3 protein-coding genes and 2 pseudogenes are annotated in these 2,336 nt (G+C 61.4%); 4 read left to right on the forward strand and 1 reads right to left on the reverse strand.

Annotated elements, in window-relative coordinates; all coding sequences use genetic code 11:
• A pseudogene (locus JHD07_RS25915) lies at positions 1-232 on the forward strand (starch synthase); the annotation flags it as partial.
• 38 nt (positions 233-270) lie between these two features.
• Positions 271-531 carry a SemiSWEET transporter gene (locus JHD07_RS25920; RefSeq protein WP_291627218.1) on the forward strand — a complete coding sequence of 87 codons (261 nt, stop codon included), beginning with the start codon at positions 271-273 and terminating at the stop codon, positions 529-531.
• A gap of 6 nt (positions 532-537) precedes the next feature.
• Here the strand turns inward: JHD07_RS25920 and JHD07_RS25925 are convergent, their stop codons facing one another.
• On the reverse strand, positions 538-1,263 hold the full coding sequence (locus JHD07_RS25925) for a Crp/Fnr family transcriptional regulator (RefSeq protein WP_291627220.1): 726 nt from the start codon (positions 1,261-1,263) through the stop codon (positions 538-540).
• A 281-nt stretch (positions 1,264-1,544) separates the two neighbouring features.
• Between JHD07_RS25925 and JHD07_RS25930 the strand changes: the two genes are divergently transcribed.
• Positions 1,545-1,814 carry a hypothetical protein gene (locus JHD07_RS25930; RefSeq protein ID WP_291627222.1) on the forward strand — a complete coding sequence of 90 codons (270 nt, stop codon included), beginning with the start codon at positions 1,545-1,547 and terminating at the stop codon, positions 1,812-1,814.
• A 167-nt stretch (positions 1,815-1,981) separates the two neighbouring features.
• Positions 1,982-2,336, forward strand: a pseudogene (locus tag JHD07_RS25935) (Crp/Fnr family transcriptional regulator); the annotation flags it as partial.

The raw sequence follows: 2,336 nt of genomic DNA on the forward strand, positions 1-2,336 counted from the left end.
CGTCGACATCGGCGAAGCCGATGTCTCCGGCCACGATGCCACGGGATTCAAGTTTGCCCCGGTGACGGCGGATGCCCTCGCCGGCGCACTGCGCAAGGCCAACATCGCCTTCCACGACAAGCTGACCTGGCGCCGGCTGCAACGTAGCGGGCTTGCGACCGACGTCTCCTGGCGCGGCCGCGCCGGCGACTATGCCGCGCTCTATCGCAGGCTGATGGCGGCGCGCGCCTGAGGCGTGATCGTCATCGAATCCATGCTATAGAGCCGGCCATGGAACCATTCGTGATCAAGCTCATCGGCTTTGCCGCCGCCACCTGCACCACCGTGGCCTACGCCCCGCAGGCCATCAAGGTGTGGAAGACCCGCTCCACCGGCGACATCTCGCTCGGCATGTTCCTGGTCATGGTGCTCGGCATCGCGCTCTGGCTCGTCTACGGCCTGCTCTCCGGCGATGCGCCCCTGGTCGCCGCCAACGCCGTGACCATGGTGCTCGCCGGCGGCATCCTTGTGATGAAGCTCAGATACGGCTGAACTTCATCATGCTCCTGATTCTTCGCCGGTCGGGAAACGAAGTCGCTTGTATTGCAGCTTCACCGCGCGATAGCATTCGCAGGTCGCCTTGTTGAGCTCGGCGACGTTGACGATCTCGATGAGACCGCGGCTGAATCGAATGACGTTGGCCTGCTGAAGAGCGTGGGCGACAAACGAAACGCTGTTTCGGCGAACGCCGATCATCTCCGCCATCAATTCCTGCGTGAGCTTGAAGCGATCACGGCCGGATAGATCCCGAACCCTCAGAAGCCATCGCGCCAATCGCGCTTCGACGGTATGCGATGCATTGCAGCCCACGGATTGCTGAGCCTGAACGAAGAGGGCCTGGCTGTGACGCGTCAGGTTGTCTCGAAACGCAGCATTCTCCTGGGCGAGAGCACGCAGGCGGGCAGCCTCGACCAGCAAAGCCGAACCGGGCACCAATACGACAGCGTGAACCAATGCCACGGGCTCGCCCAAGACGCCAAAGGTGCCCAAGATGCTGTCGGAGCCGATCAGCGCCACCTCGATCCGTTCGCCCGCTTCAAGCTCGACGACCAGAGAGACGACGGCCGTGAGCGGAAGATGGGCCCACACGACGGTCTGACCAAGCTCGATCAGCGAAGCCCCTTCCGGAAGCTCGACGGCCTTGAGATGTGGGCGAATGGCCGCGAAGTCGGCCGGACTCAGCGACTTGAGAAACGCGTTCTGAAAAGGATCCGTTGATGGCATCAAATTCTTCGGCAGAATTCACGCGACAACCATAGCGCGACGGCGCACCGAACGAAATCGGTAGAATAGCCTTTATATGCACTGTGGCGTGCGGATGATCGGTGCTCGCCAAAAGCTCTTTGCCACGACTCAACTCCCGCGGGCGACAATCTCGAATTGTCCGCCGAATTCACTTGCTTTTGCCGTGACATGCGCCCAGGGTTTCTATGTGCGTTACCGCACATAATTCGGCGGACCCGGTTGGACTAACCGATACTCCTCGCGACCGCTCGGAGCCGATCATGCGCCACCATTACTTCCGGATCACCAACTGCGACGGCGGCACGATCGAGCATCTGGCCGAGATCGCGGACATGGAATCGGCGTGGACCGAAACGACCAAAGTGTTCGGAGATCTCGCCCGCGGCTGCGGGCTCAAGGAAAATGCCGAATGGCGGATCGAGCTTCTGGGCCCGGGAAAGCAGCCCCTATATCGGATCCGGCTGCTCGCCGAGACATGTGAAGCCGCCGCCTCCGCTTGTCGTACCGCGGACAAGGGCGAGCCCTACTGACATTCGCGACCGCAGTCCGGCGTCTCTTATGTCGAAATTTGACACAGTGAAAAAAAGACTCGCTATGTGCGGTAGAGCTCTTACCGTTGACCGATTATCGGATATCCGCATAAGGCACCGATAGCTGAGAGTTCTTTGCGCTCCCGCCTGTCCCCGGGAGTGACAAAATGAAGAACCTCTTATTGAGGCAGCTGTCCGAGGCCGATCTCAAGATCCTCGAGCCGCATTTGAAGACCGTCGCCTTCGCGCAGCACTCCCTGTTGTTCGAAGCCGATCAGGAGATTCGCTCCGTGTACTTTCCCGCCGGCGCAGTGATCTCGCTGGTTGTGACTCTTTCGAGCGGCGAGATGATCGAGACCGCGATGGTCGGCATCGACGGCGTCGTCGGCGCCGCCGCCGCGCTGGACGGGCGGATGTCTCTCTGCCGCGGCATCGTTCAGCTCGGCGGAAACGTCGTCGTCTGCAATTTCGACGCCCTGAAGTCGGCCGCGCTGCAGAGCCCCCGGCTGTTGGCGCTCCTCA

It is taken from the genome of Bradyrhizobium sp., from assembly GCF_016462955.1.
Lineage (GTDB): Bacteria > Pseudomonadota > Alphaproteobacteria > Rhizobiales > Xanthobacteraceae > Bradyrhizobium.

Bases quoted from the DNA above. Each gene is read 5' to 3' on its own strand.
- JHD07_RS25930 (WP_291627222.1), top strand. From the start codon at position 1,545: ATGCGCCACCATTACTTCCGGATCACCAACTGCGACGGCGGCACGATC.
- JHD07_RS25920 (WP_291627218.1), top strand. From the start codon at position 271: ATGGAACCATTCGTGATCAAGCTCATCGGCTTTGCCGCCGCCACCTGC.
- JHD07_RS25925 (WP_291627220.1), bottom strand. From the start codon at position 1,263: ATGCCATCAACGGATCCTTTTCAGAACGCGTTTCTCAAGTCGCTGAGT.